Source organism: Azonexus sp., from assembly GCF_049652925.1.
In the GTDB taxonomy this organism is placed as follows: domain Bacteria; phylum Pseudomonadota; class Gammaproteobacteria; order Burkholderiales; family Rhodocyclaceae; genus Azonexus.
Window position 1 is genome coordinate 171,996 of sequence record NZ_JBASFI010000014.1, and the last position, 24,084, is coordinate 196,079.

Consider the following 24,084-nt stretch of genomic DNA (forward strand, 5'->3'; position numbering starts at 1 on the left):
CGCCGCCCTCTTGGCGGGTCTTCCGAGTTTTTTATGCCTCTGTTCCAGCAGGCGGTTTTTTTGACAACCGTCGCCAATCTCCGTGATTTACCGCAGGATTCTGTTCGCGAAGTGGCCTTCGCCGGCCGTTCCAATGCCGGAAAATCTTCTGCCATCAATACCCTGGCGGGGCGTGTTCGTCTCGCTTACGTCAGCAAAACACCCGGTCGGACACAGCACCTGAATTATTTCACGCTGGCCGACGGAAAGTATTTTGTCGACCTGCCCGGCTACGGTTACGCCAAGGCGCCAGAGGCCATCCGCTCGCAGTGGGAGGGTCTGATTGGTCCCTACCTGAGCAAGCGGGATCAGCTGGCCGGGCTGGTCGTCATCATGGACATTCGCCGGCCGATGACCGACCTCGATTTGCGCCTGATCGACTGGTTCCGTCCGACCGGGCGGCCGATCCACATCCTGCTTTCCAAGGCCGACAAGTTGAGCCGCCAGGAGCAGATGAAAGCCCTGAAATCGGTCAAGGCCGAGGTGGCGACATGGGGTGATGCTGACCTGTATTCGGTCCAGCTCTTTTCCAGCCTGAAAAAGACGGGTGTCGAAGAGGCTGAGGGAGTTCTCGCCAGTTGGCTGGAGATCGAAATCAAGCCAAAAGAAAACAAAGGGCCCCCGGATAAGGGGGGTCCGGGGGCCAAAAAGCCTTAACATAATCAAGGCGCCCGCTCAGGGAGGTGAAGCGGGAGACAGCGCGTGCCATCTGCGGAATCTGACGCGCGTCATGGCGGGAAGTTCCGCCGAGTATCAAAATTTTTCTGTGTTCAATTGATTGAGGTTGAAGCATGGCTGTTGTGACTGGTGGTTTTCCCGGAACCCGGATGCGCCGGATGCGGCGTGATGACTTTTCCCGCCGTTTGATGCGGGAGTCGGTGCTCACGGCCGACGATTTGATTTACCCGGTTTTTGTGCTGGAGGGCGAAGGGCGCATCGAAAAGGTGTCGTCCATGCCCGGCGTCGAGCGCCAGTCGCTCGATGTTTTGTTGAAGACGGCTGAGCGGGCTGTAAAACTCGGCATTCCGGCTTTGGCGTTGTTTCCGGTGATTGATTCTTCACTGAAGTCGCTCGGGGCCGAGGAGGCGTACAACGCCAACGGCTTGGTGCCGCGTGTGATTAACGCGCTCAAGCGCGAATTCCCGAATCTTGGCGTGATTACCGATGTCGCCCTCGACCCCTACACCAGCCACGGGCAGGATGGATTGATCGACGAAACAGGTTATGTGCTCAATGACGAGACGCTGGCTGTGCTGGCCAGGCAGGCGCTTTGTCATGCCCAGGCCGGGGCGGATGTGGTCGCCCCGTCGGACATGATGGATGGCCGTATTGCCCGTATCCGGTCCGAGCTGGAAGGCGCCGGGCAGATTTACACGCGCATTCTGGCTTACTCAGCCAAGTACGCCTCGGCCTTTTATGGTCCTTTCCGCGATGCGGTCGGCTCGGCCGGCAACTTGGGCAAAGGCAACAAATACACGTATCAAATGGACCCGGCGAACACCGATGAGGCGTTGCGCGAAGTGGCGCTCGACCTAGAAGAAGGTGCCGACATGGTCATGGTCAAGCCCGGCATGCCGTATCTGGACATCGTGCGGCGCGTCAGGGACGAGTTCAAGGTGCCGACCTATGCCTATCAGGTCAGCGGCGAGTACGCGATGTTGAAGGCGGCGGCGCAGAATGGCTGGCTGGACGAAAAGGCTTGCGTGTTGGAGAGCTTGCTGGCTTTCAAGCGGGCCGGGGCCGATGGCATCCTGACCTATTTTGCGCTCGATGCAGCGGAGTATCTGAAGGGCTGAGCTCGGCGATTTTGGATTCAAAAATGGCGGCCTGGGCCGCCATTCGTTTTTCAGGCGCCTGGGGCGCCCGATTGCGACAGACAGGCGAAATAGAGCATTGGCCATTGTTGCGGCCATTGAGTCAGCGGCTCGCGCGTGAAGCCGCTGCGCGCGTATTGTTCCCAGCGGCCGACGACGTAGCAGCGCAACAGGTTGGCGAGAGCGCCGAAATCGGCGTCGGGCTTGAGATTTTCCTGGGTGGCGGCGATGCGCAGGGCCAGTTTGATGGCCGCTTCGACTTTGTCGAGCAGAGCGTTGATGCGGATTTGCAGGCGCTCGTTTTCATTGACCAGGGCATCACCAATCAGGACCCGGGTCATGCCGCGGTTGCGTTGGGCAAAACGCAGCAGCAGGCCGATGATCAGCTCGACTTGCTTGAAACCTTCGTTCTCCTCGGTGGTGATCTGGTTGATGACGCTGAACAGGCTTTGCTCGATGAATTCGATCAAACCTTCGAACATCTGTGCCTTGCTGGCGAAATGGCGGTAGAGCGCCGCTTCGGAGCATGCCAGCTTGCCGGCCAGCGCGGCGGTGGTGATCTTTTCCCCTTTCGGAGTTTCCAGCATTTCGGCCAGTGTCTGCAGGATTTGCAGGCGGCGTTCGCCCGGTTTTGTCGCCATGGTTTACCCCTCCTCAGATTTCATTTTTGGTCGAAATTTCCAGTCGACCGTAGCATTGTGATAGTTGTGTTGCCGAGCGGATTTTAACGTCAACAAAAGGCGACCGGCGTGAGCCAGTGCTTACCCACACGGTTTTCATGCCGAGCTTTTTGGCAGTAACCAGGTTGGCCAGACTGTCCTCGATCATGATGCAGTGGCGCGGGTCGAGGCGCTCGGCACGGAGTAGTGTGCGAAATCCGGCGAGCATGGGCTTGGGCTGAAAACGCAGATTTTCAACCGTGTAGACCGCATCAAAACAGCGGCCGAGTCCGGTGAGGTCAAGAACGGCCTCGGCGTAATGGCGTGGTGCGTTGGAGAAAATGATCTTGCGGCCTGGTAGTCGGCGTAGCGTGTGGATCAGTGGTTTGTCGAAGACGAGCATGCGCTCCAGGTCGGGAAACTGGTGGGTCTCGCGCAGGAAGTGGCGCGGGTCTGTCCCGTGGTGGCGCATCAGGCCAAGCAACGTGGCGCCGTAGCGGACCCAGTAGCCATGCCGGATGCGGGTTGCTTCATGTTCGTCCACACCGAGGTGGCGCTCGATGTACTCGCGCATCGAACGGTTGATGTGGGGGAAAATGTGCGGAGTCGCGTTGTGCAAGGTGTTGTCGAGGTCGAATAGCCAGACCGGATTTTTCATGGCAATTTCCGTTGCGGAAAGGAAAAAGCCCGCTGGCGCGGGCTTTTCGGGGAGCAATCAAGCATCAGTGCGACTTGATCATCGTGCCGACGCCATGGTCGGTCAGGATTTCCAGGAGCAACGCATGTTCGACACGGCCGTCAATGATATGGACGCCTTTGACGCCGTTGCGGGCGGCATCGAGCGCCGAGCCGATCTTCGGCAGCATGCCGCCGGACAGCGTGCCGTCCTCGACCATTTCATCGATCTGCTTGGGCGTGATGCCGGTGATCAGATCGCCGTTCTTGTCGAGTACGCCGGGTGTGTTGGTCAACAGGACCAGCTTTTCGGCCTTGAGTACTTCGGCGATCTTGCCGGCGACGACGTCGGCGTTGATGTTGTAGGTTTCACCATCCTTGCCGACACCAATCGGGGCGATGACCGGAATGAAGGAGCCCTTGTCGAGATGGTCGATCAGGGTCGGGTCGATGGAAACGATTTCGCCGACCTGGCCGACGTCGATCAGGTCGCCCGGGTGGTCCTTGTTTTCGAGCATCAGCTTCTTGGCGCGGATGAAGTTGCCATCCTTGCCGGTCAGGCCGACGGCCTTGCCGCCATGCTGGTTGATCAGGTTAACGATGTCCTTGTTGACCTGGCCGCCGAGTACCATTTCGACGACTTCCATGGTTTCAGCATCGGTGACGCGCATGCCCTGGATGAATTCCCCCTTTTTGCCGACGCGGGCGAGCAGGCTTTCGATCTGCGGACCGCCACCATGGACGACGACGATATTGAAGCCAACCAGTTCAAGCAGCACGACATCGCGGGCAAAGCAGCTTTTCAGGTGCTCGTCGGTCATCGCATTGCCGCCGTATTTGACGACGATGGTCTTGCCGTGGAAACGCTTGATGTAAGGCAGGGCTTCGGCCAGAACGGCGGCCTTGATGCCGGGGGTGAGGTCTTCGATGCTCATGGCGGGCTCCAAGTGGAATCGCCGCGGATTGTACAAAGAAAAAGGCCGGAACGGGGTCCGGCCTGTTGCGAACGGCGCAGGTGTTAAACGATGCTTAAGCGTTTGCTGGTCGTTTCAGTCCGCTTTGGCAGGGTCAGTTCAAGTACGCCATCGTTGAACTTGGCGACAGCTTTGCCATCGTCAATTTCCTGCCCCAATTGGAACGACCGGGACACCTTGCCGAAATAGCGCTCGGAACGAAGTACGCGCTCCCCTTCCTTGGTTTCCTTCTCCTGTTTGACTTCGGCGCTGATCGATACCTGACTGCCATCAACGACGACATGGATGTCTTCCTTCTTGACGCCCGGCAGGTCGGCATGGATCAGATAGCTGTCGCCCTGTTCCTTGACATCCATCTTGATGGACGGAGGTTGGGCTGGGGCGCCTTCAAAATCCATGGGACGTACGAAAAAGCCGCGAAACAGGTCGTCGAATGGGTCGATTCGGGTAATGTTTGCCATGGTTTTCTCCTTGGTTGATGAAGCTTTCGTGGACCAAATATAGGAGAGGTTTTGGCAGTTTCAAGCCCGCGAAGAGCGCCTTTTTGGCAACAGAAGAATGGCGTCTCGATTGGTCCATGAGAAGCAGCGCTCGGCGGCTTCTCGCCAGGGAAGCCATTGCCAGTCGCGGTGTTCATCAGGTGCAGTGACGATGGGCGGTCGATCAGCCAACTGCAGGCTGAATACATGTTCAACGTTATGGGTCACCCCTGGGGCGTAGCGGTGCCGCCATTCAGTGAATATTTCGAAGGTGTTGGTCATCTGCCAGTCAACAAGCTGCCCTTGGGCAGTGTCGATCCCGGTTTCTTCGAGGACTTCGCGGCGTGCGGTGTCGATCAGTGCTTCGCTACCTTCGCGGCTTCCCGTCACCGATTGCCAAAATTCCGGGTGGGCAGATCTTTCCAGCAGGAGTACGTCAAGGGCCACCGTGTGAATGACGACCAGAACGGAAACTGGCTGTTTGTGGCCGGTGGTCATGCCTCGGCAAGCATCGAAATGCCGCGGGCCGGGGCATCGATCAGCACCCAGAAAGGCACATGCGTTTTGCGTCTGTCTTCGGCGGCAGCCTCCAAGACCTCGATCAAGGTGGCGAAATCGGCCGGCTGCGATGCACGCAAGCGGGTTATGCCGTTGATGAACAGAACGTGCCCCTTGGCAGGGTGCCAGTCGGGATCTGTCAGGCAGTCGTAGAGCGCATCGAAATTGTTGCCGTACCAGCTCGGAAAATCCAGCGCGGTACCGAGTTGAAGCAAGACGTCCTGTGTTGACGCTTGTTTTGCGATGTCGGCCTTCAGTACACACAAATCTGCTTGGTGGGCAGCCATCTCGATGGTCGACTGTTGTGTTGCTTCCAGATGATAGACCCCGGAAGCACTAGCGTTTTCCAGCAGGTTATCGCTCATGGGTAGGTCCCTGTTCGACAATCCGCCGAAAGGTCCGGTAATGATCGTCGGTGTAATAGTAGCTGCTGTCGCGACTGGTGATGATCCGGCGAGGCCCGCGATCCTTGCGCCACGGGGTTTTTACCGTGTACTCGCGATAGTAGCCACGCGGATGTAGCGGCAACCGTTTCTCAAAGTTACCGAATACGATGCCATCGCGCTCATAAGGAAAGGGGCCACCTGCCTTGATCAGGGCGAGTGTTTGCCGGGCTTCGGCCGGCAAATTTGCCGCAAGAATCGTGTCGACCGCAGCATCGCGGCCGAAGCTGAAACCGAACGCACTCCCGATCGCCAGCCAGGCGACGATCAGGAGGCGCAGGCAAATCTGCATCAGCGTTTAGGTCGGGCTGACTTCGACTTGCGTTTCGACCTTCTGGCGCAAGCGGATGTGCAGTTCGCGCAGTTGCTTTTCGTCGACGCCAGATGGCGCATCGGTCAGCAAGCACTGGGCGCGCTGGGTCTTCGGGAAGGCGATCACGTCGCGGATCGATTCGGCACCGGTCATCATGGTGACGATACGATCCAGACCAAAGGCCAGGCCGCCATGCGGGGGCGCGCCGTACTTCAATGCGTCGAGCAGGAAGCCGAACTTGGCCTGTTGTTCTTCCGGGCCGATGTTGAGGGCCGAGAAGACTTTTTCCTGCACGTCGGCACGGTGGATACGGACCGAACCGCCGCCCAGCTCCCAGCCGTTGAGCGCGAGGTCGTAGGCCTTGGCCAGGCACTTGCCAGGATCGCTGAGCAGCAGGTCGAGATGCTCGTCCTTCGGGCTGGTGAACGGGTGGTGGCAGGCCGACCAACGCTTGTTTTCGTCGTCGTATTCGAACATCGGGAAGTCGATGACCCACAGCGGCGCCCACTTGGCACCGGTGACGAAGCCCTTTTCGTGGCCAATCTTGATGCGCAATGCGCCGAGGGCATCATTGACGATCTTGGCCTTGTCGGCACCGAAGAAGATCAGGTCGCCGGATTGGGCTCCGGTGCGTTCGATGACAGCCTTCAGGGAGGCTTCGGAGAGGTTCTTGACGATCGGCGATTGCAGGCCGGTTTCGTTGATCTGGGTGACGTCATTGACCTTGATGTAAGCCAGGCCGCGAGCGCCATAGATGCCGACGAATTGCGTATAGGCGTCGATCTCGCCGCGAGTCAGCGTGGCGCCGCCCGGAATGCGCATGGCGGCGATGCGGCCGCCCTCGCTGTTGGCAACACCGGCGAATACCTTGAAGGCGACATCCTTGAAGGCATCAGTGACTTCGGTCAGCTCCAGCGTGACGCGCAGGTCCGGCTTGTCGGAGCCGAAGCGGTGCATAGCTTCGGCGTAGGTCATGCGCGGGAAGTCGGGCAGATCAACGTCGATCGCTTCCTTGAAGACGGTACGGATCAGTTTTTCCGTCAGCGCCATGATCTCGGCCTCGCTCATGAACGAGGTTTCGATATCGACCTGGGTGAATTCGGGCTGACGATCGGCACGCAGGTCTTCGTCACGGAAGCATTTTACGATCTGATAGTAGCGGTCATAGCCGGCGACCATCAGCAGCTGCTTGAAAAGTTGCGGCGATTGCGGCAGGGCGAAGAACTGGCCCGGATGGACGCGTGAAGGCACCAGATAATCGCGGGCCCCTTCCGGAGTCGACTTTGTCAGCATCGGCGTTTCGATATCGATGAAACCATTGTCGTCAAGGAAGCGGCGGAAGGCGCGGGAGGTCTTGTAGCGCAGCATCAGGTTGTTCTGCATCTGCGGACGGCGCAGGTCGATGACGCGATGCAGCAGGCGAACGTTCTCCGAGAGATTGTCTTCATCCAGCTGAAACGGTGGCGTGACGGATGGGTTCAACACCTCGATCTCGTGGCAGAGGATTTCTATCTCGCCGGATGCCAGGTTGGCATTGGTCGTGCCGGCCGGGCGCGGACGGACTTTGCCGGTGATCTTCAGGCAAAACTCATTGCGGACCGATTCGGCGATGGCGAACGTGGCGGCGCGATCAGGGTCGCAAACGACTTGAGCCAAGCCTTCGCGATCGCGCAGGTCGATGAAAATAACGCCGCCATGGTCGCGCCGACGATGGGCCCAGCCACACAGGGTAACGATTTGCCCGTCGAGGGCGGCATTAAGTTGTCCGCAATAATGGGTACGCATGAAACTTTCCGGTTGATTCAGGTGTTGGTGATGACGCGGGGGTGCGGCTGGGGAGCCACCACGCCCATCGAGATGATGTATTTGAGTGCTTCGTCGACGGTCATTTCGAGTTCAATGACGTCTTTGGCCGGTAGCATCAGGAAGAATCCCGAGGTCGGGTTTGGTGTAGTCGGCACGTAGACGCTGACATGCTCGCCATCAAGATGATTGACGATATCGCCACCTGGATGTCCGGTCTGGAAGGCGATGGTCCAACTTCCCTGATGGGGGTAGTGAATCAGCAGCGCTTTGCGAAAGGCATTGCCGTTCGGTGAAAAAAGCGTGTCGGAAACCTGCTTGACGCTGTGGTAGACGGAGTTCACGACTGGAATACGGGCCAAGACCTTTTCCGACCAGACCACCAGTTTTTGGCCAATGAAATTGGCGGCCAGCAGGCCGGTAAATAGAATCATCGCCAGCGTCAGGACCGCCCCGGCGCCAGGAATGGCAAAGCCCACCAGACTTTGCGGATGCATGCCCTCTGGTAGCAGGCGCAAGGACTGGTCGAGCGTGCTGATGATCATTGACAGAACCCAGCCGGTGATAACCAGCGGGACCCAAATCAGGAGGCCCGTGATGAAATAGCGTTTGATCAGTTGGCCACGCACGACGAGCAGCTTCCTTCTCCGGTCTGGCATGGGGGCGCGGCATCAGTCTTCTTGCTGCCACCCTTGAAGTCAGTGGCATACCAGCCATTGCCCTTGAGCTGAAAGCCGGCGGCGGAAAGTAGCTTGCTGTAGCTTTCCTTGCTGCATTCCGGGCAAATCGTGAGCACAGGATCGCTCATTTTTTGCAGATGTTCTTTCTGGAAGCCGCAGGAGTCACAGCGATATTCGTAAATCGGCATGGGAGTCCTCCAAAACCTTGAATTATAACCGAGAGTCGGAGTTGGCTATATCGGGGCGAGGGCAGCTTTTTTCAACCGAGCAGACCAAGATAGCTGCGTGTAATGGATTCACCCCAGAAAAGGGCTATGCCTCCCGCGGCTGCAAGGTAGGGGCCAAATGGAATAGGCACGTTGCGACCATGACGCGTTGCAACGATCAACGTGATACCGACAATGGCGCCGACAACCGAAGAGAGCAGAATAATCGCGGGCAGCATTTGCCATCCCAGCCATGCACCGAGCGCGGCAAGGAGTTTGAAGTCGCCGTAACCCATGCCTTCCTTGCCGGTTGCTAGTTTGAATAGCCAGAATACGCTCCACAGGGCCAGATAGCCGAACATCGCTCCGACGACTGCAGAAGGGAGATCGGCATAAGCTCCCCACAGGTTCAGGCTGAGCCCCAGCCACAGCAGTGGCAAGGTGATCGAATCCGGTAATAGTTGGGTATCAAGGTCGATGGCGGCGAGCGCTATCAACGCCCAGACCAAAATCAGCCCCCCGGCGGCTTGAAGCGTTGCGCCAAAATGCCAGGCAACATACGCTGACAAGAGTCCCGAAAGAGCTTCGATGATCGGATAGCGAGACGAAATTGGCGCCTCGCACGCCGAGCATTTTCCCTTGAGGACGAACAGGTAACTGATCAAAGGAATATTCTCGATGGCCGTGATCTGATGACCGCAAGCAGGACAGCGTGAGCGAGGCTTTGCTAGTGACAGGGGTTCCGCTGTGGTGGCAAGTGTATCACCACGTAATTCGGCGCATTGTGCCAGCCACTCTTGCTCCATTATTTTGGGCAGACGGTGAATGACCACGTTGAGAAAACTGCCAACACACAAACCGAGCAGTCCTGCCATGGCGGCCAGGCCACCCAGTGATTCGGGGAACATCAAACAACCGCCCCAATCTTGAATATAGGTAGGTACATGGCGACAACCATGCCCCCAATCAGCGTGCCGAGGACGACCATGATGATGGGCTCCATTAGGCTGGACATGGCATCTACTGCATCGTCAACCTCTGCTTCAAAGAAATCGGCAACCTTTGAAAGCATGGAATCGAGTGCCCCGGACTCTTCTCCAATGGAGACCATTTGAGTAACCATATTGGGGAATATATTTGCGTTTTGCATTGCAGTGGTCAGGTTGATGCCTGTCGATACTTCACTTTGAATTTGTCGGGTCGCAACTTTGTATACATGATTACCAGCCGCGCCACCTACAGACTCAAGCGATTCGACCAGCGGTACGCCTGCAGCAAACATTGTCGCCAAGGTTCTGGTCCAGCGAGCAATGACCGATTTGCGGACGATATCTCCAAAAATGGGCATGCGCAGAAGCAGTCTGTCCATTGCCATCTGGATTTTTTCAGAGCGCTTCCAACTCTCCAGAAATGCATAAAGGCCACCGCCGAGAATGCCGAATATCGCCCACCAGTAGGCAACGAAAAAGTCAGACAACGCAATGACAAATAAGGTTGGTGCAGGTAGGTCCGCGCCAAAGCTCTGGAATACCTCCTTAAAGGCAGGAATGACAAATATCATGATCACGGCTGTGATGATGAATGCGACAACTAAAACTGCAATCGGGTAAAAAAGCGCCGATTTGATTTTTCCTTTGATTGCTATGATCTTTTCCTTGTAGGTAGCAAGACGGTCTAGCAATGTGTCTAGAATACCGGCCTGTTCGCCAGCAGCCACCAGGTTGCAATACAAGGCATCAAATTGCAGCGGAAATTTGCGGAATGCTTGAGACAGAGAACTTCCTGTTTCTACATCGGACTTTATGTCGAGCAATAGCTTGCCCACAGCGGGGTTGGAGTGTCCACGGCCAACAATGTCGAACGACTGTAACAGTGGAACCCCGGATTTCATCATGGTCGCCAATTGACGGGTGAAAAGGGAAATATCCTTTTCGGTGATCTTGCCACCTGTCTTAAAGCGGACTTTTTTGACCTTGGTGTTGGTCACGCCTTGCCTGCGCAGCGTTGTTTGCACAACGGAGTCGCTGGCCGCGCGCATTTCGCCGCGAATGGATTTTCCATCCTTGTTTTTACCTTCCCAGAGGAAGGTGCTTTCCTTGACTGCCGAGGCCCTAGATCTTGCGGCGGTAGCCATATCTTTTCCTTTTCATTAGGCGTTGGTAGTGCTTAAAACTTCGTCAAGCGACGTCATGCCTTGTTTTACTTTCAACAACCCTGATTCGCGGAGGTTTTTTATGCCTTCAACCTTCGCCTGTGCTTCCAGGTCTAGAGCGGAGGCGCCGCTCAAGATAAGGCGCTGCATGGCTTCCGAGATTGGCATGACTTGATAAATGCCGACTCGTCCCTTGTAGCCGGTGCCTTTGCAGCGATCACAGCCTCCTGGGCCAAACAATGTCCAGGATCCATCGAGGTCGGCCTCCGTATAACCCGCATCAAGAAGCGCCTGTTCCGGAACGGTGATGGGTTTTTTGCAATTGCAGAGTCGACGGGCCAAACGTTGTGCGGTAATCAGGAGAACGCTGGAGGCAATATTGAACATGGGAACTCCCATGTTCATGAGGCGGGTCAGCGTTTGCGGCGCGTCGTTGGTGTGTAGCGTCGAAAGTACAAGGTGGCCAGTTTGCGCCGCTTTGATCGATATTTCGGCAGTTTCCAGGTCGCGGATTTCGCCGACCATGATGATGTCCGGGTCCTGGCGAAGAAAGGCTTTCAGTGCGACGGGGAAGGTCAAACCAGCGCGATCATCGACATTGACCTGATTGACGCCCGGCAGATTGATTTCAGCTGGGTCTTCGGCCGTTGAAATGTTGATGCCGTCCTTGTTCAGGATGTTGAGGCAGGTGTAGAGCGACACTGTTTTGCCAGAACCGGTAGGGCCGGTCACCAAAATCATTCCATACGGCCTGCTGATGGCTTCCATCAATACTGCTTTTTGTTCCGGCTCATAACCAAGGGCCTCAATGCCCAGGGTTGCTGAAGTGGGGTCGAGAATCCGCATGACGATCTTTTCGCCCTGCAGTGTCGGCAGGGTGCTGACCCGGAAATCGATGGCTCTTGTTTTGGAAAGAACCAATCGCATGCGTCCGTCCTGTGGCACACGCTTTTCGGCGATGTTCAGCCGTGAAATGACCTTGATGCGTGAAGCTATTTTTTCCTTGATGGCTAATGGCGGGGTGGCGACTTCGCGCAAAATGCCATCGACGCGAAAACGGATGCGATAGAATTTTTCGTAGGGCTCGAAATGGATATCCGAAGCGCCGTCGTTGATGGCATCAAGCAGCATTTTCTGGATGAATTTGACAACTGGTGCGTCATCGATCTCTTGGCCTGCTACTTCGTCGGCTTTGCCGGCCGCCTCCTCGTCGAGAAAGTCGAGGTTGATGTCTTCGCTGGTGAAACTCTTAAGGGCATCTGCGGCGGATTCGGCGTACTTGGCGACCAGTGGGGCTAGTTTCGATTGCTCGACGACGATGGGATCGACAGCGAGTCCGGTCTGAAAGCGGATTTCGTCGAGTGCGCGCAGATTGGTCGGGTCGGCAATGGCTACCGAAAGGCGATTGCCGCGCTTGTTGAGTGGGATGACTTTGTGGGTGGCGATCAGCTTCCGGTCGATTGCATCTGACGGAATGTGCGCCTCGTCGAAGGCAGCGAGGTCAAGCAACGGATAGCCAAAGGTGTCCGCTACAAAACGCGCAATATCCAACGCGCCTGCTTTCTGACTGGCGATGATCTGCTCAATCAGCGATGTCTTGCTGCTGTGGGCCTGGGCCAGCAATTGTTCTGCCTCAGCCTCCTTGAGTTGCCCGGCCTGTACAAGCGCTCGTGCCAGGCCGCCGAGTGGAGGATTTTGAGGTGTTGCCGCCATTGATCAATATGAAATGCTGATTAGATCGCTTGATGATGCTACGCAGGCGCCCGTTTGTAAAGGACAGGTCAGGTACTAGGTGCTTTCTGGTCGAAAGATACGGACTGTTACGACGCTTCTATCTTGGGTTTGGAGAACCTCAACGGCCACCCCGGCCAGTTTGATGCTCGTGCCGGACTCGGGGATATCCTGAAAGTGTTCGAGAATCAGACCATTTAGCGTTTTGGGACCATCGATCGGGAAATCCAGGCCAAGCATCCGGTTCAGATCGCGCAGCGCGCGGGAGCCTTCAACAATCGCATCGCCGGCATCTGACCAGCCGAGTTCGTGGCCAAGGCCGGGTAAAGAGGTGGTGAAATCACCGACAAATTCTTCAATGATGTCTTCAAGCGTCAAAAGGCCGAGGATCTCACCGTATTCGTCCACAACGAAGCCGATTCGTTGGCGGTTTTCCTGGAAAAAGGCGAGTTGCGAGAAAACCGGTGTGCCCGGGGCAATGTAATAAGGTGGTTGCAGCTGTTGCAACAGGGCCGCTTCGTCAAAGTCGGGGTCGCCAAGGTTGGTTAGAAGGCGGCGAACGGGCAGTACGCCGATCAATTGGTCCAGTGATTCACGGCAGACTGGAAGTCGGCTGTGATGGCTGGTGGCGAGTTGGGCGTGTACCTCATCCCATTCTTGGTCGAGATCGAGAATTTCAATGCTGCCGCGAGGCGTCATGACGTCTTCGACGGTGATGTTGTTGAGCTCAAACAAGCTCGAAAGAATCGCGTGGTGCTTGTGGGGCATCAGGTGCGATGACTCGAGCACCAGGCTGCGCAACTCTTCTGGCGATAGCTTGGCTGGGCCGTCGGTGCTTTTGGGCGTCAGGCGAAAAAGTCGAAGCAGGCCGCTGGCGAACAGGTTGATGAACCAGACCGCCGGGTAAAAGAGCCGGAGCAGCGGGGTTAGCACGTAGCCGAGGCGGCCGGCCAGGCGGTCTGCGTGGGTGGCACCGATGATCTTGGGGGTGATTTCCGAGAAGACGAGGATGGCAAAGGTGACGGCGAGCGTGCCTGCGGCGAGGGCCCACTTCTCTTCGCCGAATAGTGCGATGGTGATTACGCCAACGAGTGTTGCTGCTGCGGAGTTGACCAAATTGTTGCCGAGCAGGATGACGCCGAGCATCTTGTCGGTCTGGTCGAGCAGGGCGATCGCTTTTTGTGCGCCGTGATGTCCCGACTTGGCCAGATGGCGAAGACGGAAGCGGTTGCTGGCCATCATGGCTGTTTCGCTGAGCGAAAAAAAAGCCGACAGAGCCAGCAGGACAACCAGCACTATAAGCAGTGCCGATAGCGGAATTTCATCCACGGCTCAGACTCGTCCCAGGATGACTTCGGCGACGAAACGGCTGCCGACGTAGGCCAGAATCAACAGCGCGAATCCGGTCAGGGTCCAGCGCAGAGCGCGTTTGCCGCGCCAGCCCCATGCGTGGCGGCCGACCAGCAGGGTGGCGAAGATGCCCCACGAAGCGAAGGCGAATAGAGTTTTGTGATCCACTGTCAGCGGCTTGCCAAACAGGGCTTCGGAGAAAAGCACGCCGCTCCCGACGGTCAGGGTCAGCAGAATGAAGCCGACCAGCAGCATCCGGAACAGCAGCTTTTCCATGGTCAGCAGCGGCGGCAGACTGCTCAGGCTGCGTGTTAGAGAGCGCTTGTGCAGGGCATTTTCGGTAAAGCCCATGAAGATAGCGTGCAGCGCCGACAGGGTGAGCAGGCTGTAGGCCAGCATGGCGGCGAGGAAGTGCAGCTTGAAGCCGGTGGCGCTGGCGTGGGCGACCAGATGAACGTTCGGAAAGAAGGCTGGAAGCACCGTACACAGTGCGGCCAGCGGCAGCACCATGGGTTGCATACCTTCCATTCTGGCCATGAAGCTCTCTAGCCAATAGATCAGCACGGCAAGCCACATCATCAGCGACAGGGCGAAGCTGAATGAGAAGCGCATGCCGACTTCGGCAAACAGGGCGTCGTAGAGGCCGGTGGCGTGAATGACCAGCGCCACGGCAATGGCGATGCGCTCCCAGGTTTGCATGGGACAGGCGACGCACTGGTTTTCTCCCTCGCGCCAACGGGTGTTCCAGAAATGGAAGCCAAGTGCACCATAAAGCAGAGCGGCGAGAATGTGCGGCAGAAGCTGAATTACAATATCAACCATCCTTAGATTCTACTAGAAGCCCAAACGACATGCTCGATAACCTGACCAATCGCCTTGCACGCGTCATGAAGACGCTCAAGGGCGAAGCTCGCCTGACTGAAACCAACATTGCTGACGCACTGCGCGAAGTGCGCATGGCGCTGCTCGAGGCTGATGTGGCCTTGCCGGTGGTCAAGGATTTTATCGCTGCCGTGAAGGAAAAGGCGGTGGGCGAGGCGGTGATCGGTTCGCTGAGCCCCGGCCAGGCGCTGATCGGCGTTGTGCACGCCGAGCTGACCAAGATCATGGGCGACGCCCACGAAGGCATCAATTTCAATACCCAGCCGCCGGCGATCATCCTGATGGCCGGCTTGCAGGGCGCCGGCAAGACGACGACGGTCGGCAAGCTGGGCAAGTTTCTCAAGGAAAATCACAAGAAGAAGGTGCTGGTGGTTTCCTGTGACGTTTATCGTCCGGCGGCTATCGAGCAGTTGAAGTCGGTGGCCGGGCAGGCTGGTGTCGACTTCTTCCCGTCGACCATCGGCGAGAAGCCGGAGGCGATTGCCTTGGCCGCGCTGGATTGGGCCAAGCGTCATTACCACGATGTTTTGCTCGTCGATACGGCCGGCCGTCTGGCTATCGACGAAGAAATGATGGCCGAAATCAAGCGGCTGCATGCGGCGATCAATCCGATCGAAACGCTGTTCGTCGTCGATGCCATGCTGGGTCAGGATGCGGTCAATACGGCCAAGTCCTTCAACGAAGCGTTGCCGCTGACCGGCGTCGTGCTGACCAAGCTCGATGGTGATTCGCGTGGTGGTGCCGCCTTGTCGGTGCGTCATGTTACCGGCAAGCCGATCAAGTTCTCGGGTGTGGGCGAAAAGCTCTCGGGCCTCGAAGCGTTCCATCCGGAACGGATGGCCTCGCGGATTCTCGGCATGGGCGACGTGCTGTCGCTGATTGAAGATGCCAAGAAGGGGCTGGACGAGGAAAAGGCGATTGCTTTCGCCAAGAAGCTGAAATCCGGCAAGGGCTTCGATCTCAACGATTTCAAGGAACAGATTGGCCAGATGCGCAACATGGGCGGCCTGTCGGCGCTGATGGACAAGATGCCGGCGCAGATCGCTCAGATGGCTGGCCAGATGCCGGCCGGTGCCGAGAACAAGATGGTCGGTCGGGTCGAGGGCATCATCAATTCGATGACGCCGCTTGAGCGGTCAAAGCCTGAGTTGATCAAGGCCAGCCGCAAACGCCGCATCGCGATGGGGGCGGGTGTTCAGGTGCAGGAAGTCAATCGACTGCTCAATCAGTTTGAGCAGTCGCAGAAAATGATGAAGATGATGACCAAGGGCGGCATCGGCAAGCTGATGCGCGGCATGAAGGGCATGATGCCGGGAATGCGCTGATTTCAATTTTGGCCGGTTTTTCCGGTTGACCGTGGCAATCACACGGTCAACCGGAAAAAATGCCGAAAATCAAAGTCCTGACTGGGCCAGGCGAGCAGGCTTCTCGTAGCCCCACTGGTTCTGCCAGGCGGCGCGAACCATGTTTGGGTATTCCGGTTTGCCCAGGCTGCCGTTGTAGCGGCCAAGGGCGCGGAACAGATCGCCCTTTTCGATATCCAGATAATGACGCAGGATGGTGCAGCCGTAGCGCAGGCTGGTGCGCAGGTCGAACAGCGAGTCGTCCGGGCGGCCGATCACCTTGACCCAGAACGGCATGACCTGCATGTATCCCCGCGCGCCAGCCGACGATACAGCGTATTTGCGGAAGCCCGATTCGACCTGCATCAACCCGAGTACCAGTTGCGGATCCAGCCCGGCCCTGGTCGCTTCGTAATGCACGCTACGCAGAAGATCGATGCGGTATTCGCGGTTCGGGATGCGTTTTTCCAGCCGACGCGACATCTCGCCCAGCCAGTCAGCCGCCTCCATCGGTGTCTTGAACGAACTGACCGTCGGGCGGGAGTCTGAGACAGCTTTGTGCAGTGCAGCCTGGACGCTGGCCGACAGTGGTTCATACTTTTGCGCGCCGGCGAAGGCCGCCGACGCGCTACACAAACAAATCGCCGCAATCAGCCGGCGCACAACTTTCCTTTGAGGACGCTGAGGGCATCGGCTTGGGCGATCATCGTTGCTTCTGCATCGCGGCGGCCCTTGTATTCGAGCTGGCCTTCCTTCAGGCCACGCTCGCCGATGACGACGCGATGCGGAATGCCGATCAGTTCCATGTCGGCAAACATGACGCCTGGACGCTCGTTGCGGTCATCGAGCACGACATCAACGCCCGCTGCCTTCAGCTCACCGTACAATTGGTCGGCAGCCGCCTTGACCGCCTCGCTCTTGTGGTAGCCCATCGGCACCAGGCAGACTTCGAACGGTGCAATGGCCGGCGGCAGGATGATGCCCTTGTCGTCGTTGCCCTGTTCGATGGCGGCGCCGACGATGCGCGACACGCCAATGCCGTAACAGCCCATTTCCATGATCTGGCTCTTGCCGTTTTCGTCGAGGTAAGCGCAGTTCAGTGCTTCGGCATACTTCTGGCGAAGCTGGAAAATGTGGCCGACTTCAATGCCACGCAAGATTTCCAGCTTGCCTTGGCCATCAGGCGATGGATCGCCAGCGACGACGTTGCGGATATCTGCAACTTCCGGTTCCGGCAAGTCGCGGCCGAAATTCACGCCAGTCAGGTGGAAGCCGGCTTCGTTGGCGCCGCAGACGAAATCGCTCATCGCGGCAACGCTGCGGTCGGCAAAAATAGCCACTTTTTTCCGGTTGACCGTGGAAGGGCCGATGTAACCGGGCTTGCAGCCCAGATATTCCTCGACCTCTCCTTCCGTGGCAAAACGGAAAGGGTTGATGGCGGCGATCTTGCTCGCCTTGATTTCGTTCAGTTCGTGGTCGCCGCGTAGCAGCAGGAGGGCGAAAGTCGTGCTGCCATCTTCCTTTTCGCTGAGTACGGCAATCGACTTGACGATTCTTTCCAGCGGCACGCCCAGGCATTCAGCGACGTCGACGCAAGCCATCTTGCCCGGTGTGGCGACCTTGGTAATCGTTTGCGTCGCGGCGCCGCGCGCGGAGGAGGGCGCCACGGCCTCGGCCAGTTCAACGTTGGCCGCATAGCCGGAGTCCGGGCAGAAAGCGATGTCGTCCTCGCCGGAGTCGGCCAGCACATGGAATTCATGCGAGCCGGTGCCGCCAATCGAGCCGGTATCGGCCGCCACGGCACGGAACCGCAGGCCCAGGCGCGTGAAAATCCGGCTGTAGGTGTCGTACATGTTGCCGTATTCGCGTTTCAAATCCTCGAAAGACGAGTGGAAGGAATACCCGTCCTTCATCAGGAATTCACGGCCGCGCATCACGCCAAAACGCGGGCGAATTTCGTCGCGGAACTTGGTCTGGACCTGATACAAGTGAATCGGCAGTTGCCGATAGCTCTTCACGTCGCGACGCACCACGTCGGTAATCACTTCCTCGTGTGTCGGGCCGATGACGAATTCGCGCTGGTGGCGATCCTTGAAACGCAGCAACTCCGGGCCGTACTGCTCCCAGCGGCCGGATTCCTGCCACAACTCGGCCGGCTGGACTGCAGGCATCAGCAATTCCAGCGCGCCGGCATTATTCATCTCTTCGCGCACGATATTTTCAACCTTGCGCAGTACGCGCAGGCCAAGCGGCATCCAGGTATAAATGCCCGCCGCAGCGCGCTTGATGTAGCCGGCGCGCAGCATCATTTTCTGGCTGATAACTTCAGCGTCGGCCGGGGCTTCCTTGAGAGTCGTAAAAAAGAACTGCGAAGTGCGCATGGGATGCTCTTGAATTCGTTGCGAAACCTCGATTTTACACGGTCCAGCTTCTTTGCATGCGGGAGCCCTTTGTGAAAGAATCCGCCTAACTATTAATTTTTCAGGATTTCTATGCTCGACCGCGAAGGCTATCGCCCGAACGTCGGCATCATTCTTTGTAACGCCAAGAACGAGGTTTTCTGGGGAAAACGCATACGTGAACATTCCTGGCAGTTTCCGCAAGGTGGCATCAAACGCGGCGAAACGCCGGAAGAAGCCATGTTTCGAGAACTGCACGAAGAGGTCGGGCTCCTGCCCGAACACGTGCGTATCCTTGGGCGAACCAAAGGCTGGTTGCGTTATGAAGTGCCGACACACTGGATCAAGCGCGAATGGCGCGGATCCTACAAGGGGCAGAAACAGATCTGGTTCCTGCTTCGCCTGGTAGGGCGCGACAGTGATGTCAGTCTGCGCGCCACCAACAAGCCGGAATTCGATGCCTGGCGCTGGAACGATTACTGGATTCCGCTTGACGCGGTGATTGAGTTCAAACGGCTGGTTTACGAGCAGGCGCTCAACGAGCTCGTCCGCTTTATCGATTTCGACCGCAAAGGGGCGAAGCATCGGCGGCTTTCTAGTGAACCGTCGGATTTCGATGTTTCCGCCCAGCACGAGGATTAGCCATGTCATTGTTCCGTAGTGCGCCTCTCCTGTTGGCTGCCATGCTGGCATCCGCCGCGGTCTTCGCTGATTTCGAAGAAGATTACGAAAGCAAGGAATGGCAGGAAATCGAGGTCCAACTGCCGGCGGCGCCCAAGCAAGAAACTTTGCTACCGTTTTACGTCAGCGCGGCCACTGAAAATCGCTTTTTTATTGATGGGGCGACGCTCACCGTCGGCAGCGATGGCGTCGTGCGCTACGTCCTACTTGTCTTGACGCCGCAGGGCGCGCGCAACGTGACCTATGAAGGGATGCGTTGCCAGACCCGTGAGCGTCGTATCTATGCCTCGGGGCGGCAGGATGGAAGCTGGTCGAAGGCGCGGAAAAACGAATGGGTGCGCATTCAGGATGCCTATGCCAATCGCCAGCATGCAGCGCTCTTTCTTGAGTATTTCTGCCCAATTGGAAATATCGTGCAAGACGCCGCCGAAGCTCGGAATGCCTTGATCAAGGGTGTGCACCCGGATAACAAACGTTGAAACTCATGTCCCCGGATCAATTGATTCTCGAATTTGACCGTGCCCTGCGCACGGTGCTGGCACCGGCCCGCAGCATTCGTTCAACGCCTGGCGAAGTGCTGCCGGAGGCCGATCTTGATGCCGAGCAAAAGCGCCATGTTGTCGGCCTGATGCGCGTTAATCACTGTGGCGAAATTTGCGCCCAGGCCTTGTATCAGGGACAAGCACTTACGTCCCGGGATCCGCAAATCCGCAATGCTTTGCGCGGTGCTGCCAACGAGGAAACCGAGCATCTGGCCTGGACAGAACAGCGCATCACCGAATTAGGCGGGCACAAGAGCCTGCTAAATCCGCTCCTGTATCTTGGCTCTTTGGGCCTGGGTCTTGCCGCAGGTGCTCTGGGTGACAAGTGGAATCTCGGCTTCCTGGCCGAAACCGAGAGGCAGGTCGAAGCCCATCTGGATGGGCATTTGCTCAGCTTGCCCGTGGATGACGGTCGTTCGCGGGCAATAGTCGACCAGATGCGCCGGGATGAGATTCAGCATGCCGAAACGGCCATTCGGTACGGGGCTGCAGAACTTCCCGTGCCGGTAAAGATTGCCATGAAAATGGCGGCCAAGGTGATGACCGGGGTCGCCTACCGCATTTGATTTGTCGCGGCTGAGCTCAGGCTTCTTCGATAATTTCGAAGTCGTGAGTGATCTCCGCTGTCTTGGCGATCATGATCGATGCCGAGCAGTATTTATCTTTCGATAACTCGATAGCGCGCGCAACTACGTCGGGCTTGAGCTGCTTGCCCTTGACGCGGTAATGAAAGTGGATGTGCGTAAAAATCTTGGGATCGCTCTCCGCTCGCTCAGCTTTCAGGCTGACATCGCAAGCGCTGATGGCATGTCGCCCTTTCTTCAGAATCAATACGACATCAAATGCCGTGCAGCCGCCGGTCCCGGCTAGAACCATCTCCATTGGCCGCAGGCCCAGGTTTCTTCCACCCGCCTCCGGCGCGCCATCCATGACCACGGCGTGACCGCTGCCGGTCTCCGCGACAAACGACATTCCGGCGTCGTTACCCATCCATCTAACGGTGCATTCCATATTGATCTCCTTGCAAGATCGTGAATTCTAACGGATGTGATGCATTCGGGTTTGGCTTGGGGCGTTGTTGCGGCGCAGCAAATTATTGTTTGTTTCTTGTGTTTAATGGAGCTGTCATGTAATTCCATAATGATCAATTACGTCATAACATCTAATATTTAATATTTATTAACATTGTGTTAGAGTTGATAAATAGTAGTTATTTAATCATAAGAACAATAATGGTGCGTTGCACAAACAAGCTCTTGCGCTCAGGTTGCTGTTCGTGGAGAATGCAAAGCGTACGAACTGAAGTGACTTAACAGCGATAAGTTCTCCAGTTCAGATTTGTCTCCTCCACCCTCCTCCTTTGGTGTGGATTTAACGCGGCTCAGCGAGCCGCGTTTTTTTTGTCCTTTTGTTGAAATGAGTCGATAGGCATTGACACCTGTAGCAGGAGTCGACTAGAATCCGCGCCTTTCTCCAATCTGCGCCCAAATTTTTCAGGACGGCACACTTATATGAAAACGTTTTCCGCCAAGCCACATGAGGTGAAGCGCGAGTGGTTTGTGGTAGACGCCACAGACAAGGTGCTCGGCCGCCTCGCAACCGAAATTGCCCGCCGACTGCGTGGCAAGCACAAGGCTATCTATACTCCGCACGTTGATACCGGCGATTTTATCGTCGTCACCAATGTCGAAAAGCTTACCGTGACAGGTAACAAGGCCGAAGATAAAAAGTACTACCGCCATTCCGGTTATCCGGGCGGTATTTACGAAACCAACTTCAAGAAGATGCAGCAGCGTTTCCCGGGTCGTGCCCTGGAAACCGCCGTTAAGGGCATGCTGCCCAAGGGTCCGCTGGGCTATGCCATGCTCAAGAAGCTTAAGTGCTACGCTGGCGAACAGCATCCTCACACTGCCCAGCAGCCGAAGGCTCTGGAAATCTAAGGGGTTATCATGGCTGAAGGTTATTTTTACGGTACCGGTCGTCGCAAGAGCGCCGTTGCTCGTGTGTTCATGAAGCGTGGTTCTGGTGCCATCGTTGTCAACGGCAAACCGGTTGATCAGTTCTTCTCTCGCGAAACGGGCCGCATGATTGTGCGTCAGCCGCTGGCGCTGGTTGAGCAATTGAGCGGTTTTGATATCAAGGTAAATGTTATCGGTGGTGGCGAATCAGGCCAGGCTGGTGCGGTCCGCCACGGTATTACCCGTGCGCTGATTGAATACGATGCTGCACTGAAGCCTGCGCTGTCGAAAGCCGGGTTCGTTACGCGTGATGCCCGTGAGGTCGAGCGTAAGAAAGTCGGCTTCCACAAGGCCCGTCGCCGGAAGCAGTTCTCCAAGCGTTAATACGCTGCAGGATCAAAAAGCCGCCTTTGGGCGGCTTTTTTGTTTTTGGGGCGCGCGGAGTATCATGCTCCAGTCTGGCCTCGCCTATGTTAAGTGCAGGGGGGGGGGGCTTCCTGATGTCGGCGATGCTATGAGATCTAAAGGGTTTTGCCAGCGATGGTTAGCTGGTGCGAAGGGGAGTGGTCTTTATTTTGTATCGAGTTGAAGAATCAAGGTTATGCCAACTCCAGCTATTGCTCTGAAGGTGAGGCGGTTTCGCCGCCGTTTCGGGGTTGCCGCGCCTAGGGTGGTTGTGCGAAGCCATTTTTCGTGGCGGTGGCTTGCTTTGCTTGTGCTCTTGTTGGTGGTCTTTGCGTCCTTTGTAGGGGCGCTTGTTGCCCGGAGTGGTGAAGCCAGGATGTCGGGCCAGGAATTGGATGGATTGCGCAAGCAAATACAGGCTCAGCGAGAAGAATTGAATGTTCTGCGGTCGACTGCGGGAACGGGGCAAAATGCGGTCAGTATCGAGCGGGCGAGCCAGCAGCAATTGTTGGGGAGAATTCAGGAGCTGGAGGCGCAAAACGCAGCGTTAAAGGAAGATATTCTTTTATTTGAGCGTTTGATGCCGGTAGTTGGTGATGGGGCTACCGTTCGTGTCGAGAGTTTTCGTGTTGTTCAGAGGGGGGCGGGGCGTTTCCAATATCGAATGCTCCTTGCGTTTCAGCCCGATAGGCTGACTCCGGACTTTCGGGGGCGTCTTCAGTTGGTAATTGGTTATGCTCAATCTGGCAAAAGTGTTCAGTTGGTGCTACCGGATAAACGCGAAGCGCTTGCGGAGTATCAGATTGATCTAAAACGTTTTCTGCGTCGCGAAGGCGAGTTTGAGTTGCCCGAGTCGGCTACCTTGTTGGGTGTAGAGGCTAGGATTTTGCAGGGTGATACACTTAAGTCAAAGTTATCGGCTCAACTCTAGGAGTGGATCAAGTGTTCGGAAAAAAAAATGAAAGCAAGCCCTTGGGGCGGATCGATAGCCTGATCGGCGCGGGAACCCGCATTGAGGGGAGTATTCACTTTACCGGTGGTTTGCGGATAGATGGAGAGGTAAAGGGAAGTATTCTTGCGGCCGAAGGCGCGTCTTCTTCTGTGTTGGTGATAAGCGAGCACGCGCGCATTGAGGGGGCTGTAAACGTGGCGCATGTGGTGACCAATGGGACTGTGGTTGGTCCTGTTGTTGTGACTCAGTCGCTCGAGATGCAATCAAAGGCACAGATTGTTGGCGATGTCGAGTACGCGGTAATTGAAATGCATCAAGGGGCGGTGATCGAGGGCCGCCTGCTTCATTCGGCTAATAAGCCGGTGGAACTAAAGTTGGCTACCTCTGCCTAATTAGATTGACCGTGATATCGCCGGCTTGCATAATCTTGCACGAATTTTCTCAGGAGTTTGCCTTATGAATGCAGTTACCGAAACGACTACGCCATTTGTTTTTACCGATAGTGCCGCTGGCAAGGTAAAGGAATTGATTGAGGAAGAGGGCAATCCGGGGCTCAAGTTGCGAGTCTTTGTTACGGGTGGGGGTTGTTCCGGTTTTCAGTACGGCTTCACTTTTGATGAAGAGGTCAATGAAGACGATACGACTATGGAGAAGAATGGCGTTACGCTGTTGATCGACCCTATGAGCTATCAGTATCTGGTTGGTGCCGAGATTGATTACAGCGAGGGGCTTGAAGGCTCTCAGTTCGTCATTCGTAATCCGAATGCGACTTCCACCTGCGGTTGTGGCTCCTCCTTTTCTGCCTGATCGGTTCGGGAGTAAGGAAAAGGGCGGCGAAAGCCGCCTTTTTTACGTTCAGGTTAATCAGATAGGGGGTGAGGCGCAGTGTGGGTAGTTAATTCGCAGTAGGCATGGCCCCAGCCTTGATCAAGAGTCGAGAAGGGGATTCGATTCGTTTTCAGAGTCCTGTTGGGGTGCGTGAGATTGAAATACTTGAAGTGAGCTACGAAGTAATAGGCTGATTTCAGGGGTTTTGCGGTGTGTGC

General features: G+C 56.6%; 29 protein-coding genes. 11 read left to right on the forward strand and 18 right to left on the reverse strand.

Features of this window, described 5'->3' with window-relative positions:
* Nucleotides 1-33 precede the first annotated feature (33 nt).
* Nucleotides 34-696 carry a ribosome biogenesis GTP-binding protein YihA/YsxC gene (gene yihA, locus WBK19_RS07230; protein WP_511288305.1) on the forward strand — a complete coding sequence of 221 codons (663 nt, stop codon included), beginning with the start codon at nt 34-36 and terminating at the stop codon, nt 694-696.
* Between the two features lie 134 nt (nt 697-830).
* The gene (gene hemB, locus WBK19_RS07235) at nt 831-1,835 is read left to right on the forward strand and encodes a porphobilinogen synthase (RefSeq protein ID WP_511288307.1); all 1,005 of its coding nucleotides are present in this window, start codon (nt 831-833) and stop codon (nt 1,833-1,835) included.
* A gap of 50 nt (nt 1,836-1,885) precedes the next feature.
* On the opposite strand, the gene slmA is transcribed toward hemB, so the two are convergent.
* The 15 genes from slmA to WBK19_RS07310 all read right to left on the reverse strand — a co-directional run bounded on the left by slmA (nt 1,886) and on the right by WBK19_RS07310 (nt 14,698).
* Nucleotides 1,886-2,494 (reverse strand): nucleoid occlusion factor SlmA, encoded by a 609-nt coding sequence (slmA, locus tag WBK19_RS07240; protein ID WP_511288309.1) that lies wholly within the window; start codon nt 2,492-2,494, stop codon nt 1,886-1,888.
* A gap of 13 nt (nt 2,495-2,507) precedes the next feature.
* Complete coding sequence (locus WBK19_RS07245) at nt 2,508-3,170, reverse strand: pyrimidine 5'-nucleotidase (protein WP_511288311.1); 663 nt, start codon at nt 3,168-3,170, stop codon at nt 2,508-2,510.
* Between the two features lie 64 nt (nt 3,171-3,234).
* Nucleotides 3,235-4,122, reverse strand: coding sequence for an acetylglutamate kinase (gene argB, locus WBK19_RS07250; protein WP_511288313.1), 888 nt, complete (start codon nt 4,120-4,122; stop codon nt 3,235-3,237).
* 83 nt (nt 4,123-4,205) lie between these two features.
* Nucleotides 4,206-4,622 (reverse strand): Hsp20/alpha crystallin family protein, encoded by a 417-nt coding sequence (locus tag WBK19_RS07255; protein WP_511288315.1) that lies wholly within the window; start codon nt 4,620-4,622, stop codon nt 4,206-4,208.
* Between the two features lie 60 nt (nt 4,623-4,682).
* Entirely contained in the window at nt 4,683-5,138 is a 456-nt protein-coding gene (gene nudB, locus WBK19_RS07260; RefSeq protein ID WP_511288317.1) for a dihydroneopterin triphosphate diphosphatase, read from the reverse strand.
* A complete protein-coding gene (locus tag WBK19_RS07265; RefSeq protein WP_511288319.1) occupies nt 5,135-5,563 on the reverse strand; it encodes a barstar family protein in 429 nt (142 codons plus the stop codon). Before WBK19_RS07265 ends, nudB begins: the two co-directional genes overlap by 4 nt.
* Nucleotides 5,553-5,933 carry a guanyl-specific ribonuclease gene (locus WBK19_RS07270; RefSeq protein ID WP_511288321.1) on the reverse strand — a complete coding sequence of 127 codons (381 nt, stop codon included), beginning with the start codon at nt 5,931-5,933 and terminating at the stop codon, nt 5,553-5,555. Before WBK19_RS07270 ends, WBK19_RS07265 begins: the two co-directional genes overlap by 11 nt.
* A gap of 6 nt (nt 5,934-5,939) precedes the next feature.
* Nucleotides 5,940-7,739 carry an aspartate--tRNA ligase gene (aspS, locus tag WBK19_RS07275; RefSeq protein WP_511288323.1) on the reverse strand — a complete coding sequence of 600 codons (1,800 nt, stop codon included), beginning with the start codon at nt 7,737-7,739 and terminating at the stop codon, nt 5,940-5,942.
* A gap of 17 nt (nt 7,740-7,756) precedes the next feature.
* Nucleotides 7,757-8,371, reverse strand: a complete 615-nt coding sequence (locus WBK19_RS07280) for a DUF502 domain-containing protein (protein WP_511288358.1) — start codon at nt 8,369-8,371, stop codon at nt 7,757-7,759.
* Complete coding sequence (locus WBK19_RS07285; RefSeq protein WP_511288325.1) at nt 8,371-8,625, reverse strand: FmdB family zinc ribbon protein; 255 nt, start codon at nt 8,623-8,625, stop codon at nt 8,371-8,373. Before WBK19_RS07285 ends, WBK19_RS07280 begins: the two co-directional genes overlap by 1 nt.
* 71 nt (nt 8,626-8,696) lie before the next feature.
* On the reverse strand, nt 8,697-9,551 hold the full coding sequence (locus WBK19_RS07290; RefSeq protein ID WP_511288327.1) for a prepilin peptidase: 855 nt from the start codon (nt 9,549-9,551) through the stop codon (nt 8,697-8,699).
* Nucleotides 9,551-10,777: a type II secretion system F family protein gene (locus tag WBK19_RS07295; RefSeq protein ID WP_511288329.1), complete on the reverse strand. Its 1,227-nt coding sequence runs from the start codon at nt 10,775-10,777 to the stop codon at nt 9,551-9,553. Before WBK19_RS07295 ends, WBK19_RS07290 begins: the two co-directional genes overlap by 1 nt.
* A 15-nt stretch (nt 10,778-10,792) precedes the next feature.
* Nucleotides 10,793-12,508: a type IV-A pilus assembly ATPase PilB gene (gene pilB / locus WBK19_RS07300; RefSeq protein WP_511288331.1), complete on the reverse strand. Its 1,716-nt coding sequence runs from the start codon at nt 12,506-12,508 to the stop codon at nt 10,793-10,795.
* Nucleotides 12,509-12,583: 75 nt separating this feature from the next.
* Nucleotides 12,584-13,855, reverse strand: coding sequence for an HlyC/CorC family transporter (locus WBK19_RS07305; RefSeq protein ID WP_511288333.1), 1,272 nt, complete (start codon nt 13,853-13,855; stop codon nt 12,584-12,586).
* A 3-nt stretch (nt 13,856-13,858) separates the two neighbouring features.
* Nucleotides 13,859-14,698 (reverse strand): cytochrome C assembly family protein, encoded by an 840-nt coding sequence (locus tag WBK19_RS07310; RefSeq protein WP_511288335.1) that lies wholly within the window; start codon nt 14,696-14,698, stop codon nt 13,859-13,861.
* Nucleotides 14,699-14,727: 29 nt separating this feature from the next.
* Between WBK19_RS07310 and ffh the strand changes: the two genes are divergently transcribed.
* Nucleotides 14,728-16,083, forward strand: coding sequence for a signal recognition particle protein (gene ffh / locus WBK19_RS07315; RefSeq protein WP_511288337.1), 1,356 nt, complete (start codon nt 14,728-14,730; stop codon nt 16,081-16,083).
* A 69-nt stretch (nt 16,084-16,152) separates the two neighbouring features.
* On the opposite strand, the gene WBK19_RS07320 is transcribed toward ffh, so the two are convergent.
* Together WBK19_RS07320 and WBK19_RS07325 are read right to left on the reverse strand one after the other, a co-directional pair.
* Complete coding sequence (locus tag WBK19_RS07320) at nt 16,153-16,764, reverse strand: lytic transglycosylase domain-containing protein (RefSeq protein WP_511288339.1); 612 nt, start codon at nt 16,762-16,764, stop codon at nt 16,153-16,155.
* The gene (locus WBK19_RS07325; RefSeq protein ID WP_511288341.1) at nt 16,752-18,482 is read right to left on the reverse strand and encodes a proline--tRNA ligase; all 1,731 of its coding nucleotides are present in this window, start codon (nt 18,480-18,482) and stop codon (nt 16,752-16,754) included. Before WBK19_RS07325 ends, WBK19_RS07320 begins: the two co-directional genes overlap by 13 nt.
* Before the next feature lie 111 nt (nt 18,483-18,593).
* On the opposite strand from WBK19_RS07325, the gene WBK19_RS07330 reads away from it, so the two are divergent.
* Genes WBK19_RS07330 through coq7 form a run of 3 tightly spaced genes read left to right on the forward strand, consistent with a single transcriptional unit; the run spans nt 18,594 to nt 20,289 of the window.
* Nucleotides 18,594-19,142 (forward strand): RNA pyrophosphohydrolase, encoded by a 549-nt coding sequence (locus WBK19_RS07330; protein WP_511288343.1) that lies wholly within the window; start codon nt 18,594-18,596, stop codon nt 19,140-19,142.
* Between the two features lie 2 nt (nt 19,143-19,144).
* Nucleotides 19,145-19,660 (forward strand): CNP1-like family protein, encoded by a 516-nt coding sequence (locus tag WBK19_RS07335; protein ID WP_511288345.1) that lies wholly within the window; start codon nt 19,145-19,147, stop codon nt 19,658-19,660.
* 5 nt (nt 19,661-19,665) lie between these two features.
* Nucleotides 19,666-20,289, forward strand: a complete 624-nt coding sequence (coq7, locus tag WBK19_RS07340; RefSeq protein ID WP_511288360.1) for a 2-polyprenyl-3-methyl-6-methoxy-1,4-benzoquinone monooxygenase — start codon at nt 19,666-19,668, stop codon at nt 20,287-20,289.
* 16 nt (nt 20,290-20,305) lie between these two features.
* Here the strand turns inward: coq7 and WBK19_RS07345 are convergent, their stop codons facing one another.
* Nucleotides 20,306-20,734 (reverse strand): OsmC family protein, encoded by a 429-nt coding sequence (locus WBK19_RS07345; RefSeq protein WP_511288347.1) that lies wholly within the window; start codon nt 20,732-20,734, stop codon nt 20,306-20,308.
* A 500-nt stretch (nt 20,735-21,234) separates the two neighbouring features.
* On the opposite strand from WBK19_RS07345, the gene rplM reads away from it, so the two are divergent.
* From rplM to erpA, 5 genes are all read left to right on the forward strand, one after another.
* Nucleotides 21,235-21,663, forward strand: a complete 429-nt coding sequence (rplM, locus tag WBK19_RS07350; protein WP_117607868.1) for a 50S ribosomal protein L13 — start codon at nt 21,235-21,237, stop codon at nt 21,661-21,663.
* A gap of 9 nt (nt 21,664-21,672) precedes the next feature.
* On the forward strand, nt 21,673-22,065 hold the full coding sequence (rpsI, locus tag WBK19_RS07355) for a 30S ribosomal protein S9 (protein WP_226403796.1): 393 nt from the start codon (nt 21,673-21,675) through the stop codon (nt 22,063-22,065).
* Nucleotides 22,066-22,462: 397 nt separating this feature from the next.
* Entirely contained in the window at nt 22,463-23,017 is a 555-nt protein-coding gene (locus tag WBK19_RS07360; RefSeq protein ID WP_511288349.1) for a DUF6776 family protein, read from the forward strand.
* A gap of 11 nt (nt 23,018-23,028) precedes the next feature.
* On the forward strand, nt 23,029-23,430 hold the full coding sequence (locus tag WBK19_RS07365) for a bactofilin family protein (protein ID WP_511288351.1): 402 nt from the start codon (nt 23,029-23,031) through the stop codon (nt 23,428-23,430).
* A gap of 64 nt (nt 23,431-23,494) precedes the next feature.
* Nucleotides 23,495-23,845 (forward strand): iron-sulfur cluster insertion protein ErpA, encoded by a 351-nt coding sequence (erpA, locus tag WBK19_RS07370; protein ID WP_494648130.1) that lies wholly within the window; start codon nt 23,495-23,497, stop codon nt 23,843-23,845.
* Nucleotides 23,846-24,084: the final 239 nt, after the last annotated feature.